At 69.1% G+C, this 767-nt stretch carries 1 protein-coding gene; it reads left to right on the forward strand.

Annotated features, from left to right (window positions below; all coding sequences use genetic code 11):
• A partial coding sequence (locus tag EOT10_RS40970) for an FMN-binding glutamate synthase family protein (RefSeq protein ID WP_146003161.1) occupies positions 1-767 on the forward strand: 767 nt, incomplete at both ends.

The raw sequence follows: 767 nt of genomic DNA on the forward strand, positions 1-767 counted from the left end.
ATCCGTGGCATCCCGCTCGGCAAGGACTGCGCCTCCCCCGCGCGGCACACCGCGTTCAGCGACGTCGACTCGATGCTCGACTTCGTCGAGCTGCTGGCCGCCGAGACCGGTCTGCCGGTCGGGGTCAAGAGCGCGGTGGGAGAGATGGGCTTCTGGCAGGAGCTGGCCACGCTGATGGCACGTGGCGACCGCGGTGTCGACTTCGTGACCATCGACGGAGGCGAGGGCGGCACCGGGGCGGCACCGCGGATGTTCGCCGACTCGGTGGCGCTGCCGTTCCGGATGGGTTTCTCCCGGGTCTACGGGACGTTCGCCGAACTGGGGCTGACCGACGACCTGACCTTCATCGGCTCCGGCAAGCTCGGCCTGCCCGAGAACTCCGCGGTCGCGTTCGCGCTGGGCGCCGACATGATCAACGTGGCCCGTGAGGCGATGCTGTCGATCGGCTGCATCCAGTCGCAGAAGTGCCACACCGACAAGTGCCCCACCGGCATCGCCACCCAGAACCCGTGGCTGGCCCGCGGCCTCGATCCGGCCTCGAAGGCCACCCGGGCCGCGGTCTACCTGCGCACCCTGCGCAGGGAGCTGATCAAGGTCTCGTCGGCCGTCGGCGTCGCCCACCCCGCACTCATCACAGCCAACGACATCGAGATCATGAACGGCGACTACGAGGGCCGCACTCTGGCCGGCGTCTACGGCTACAAGGACGGCTGGGGCGAACTCGGCCCGCACCTCGCCGATGAGATCACGGCACTGATCGCCACCAA

The sequence above is a fragment of the Streptomyces antnestii genome (assembly GCF_004005495.1).
Lineage (GTDB): Bacteria > Actinomycetota > Actinomycetes > Streptomycetales > Streptomycetaceae > Streptomyces > Streptomyces antnestii.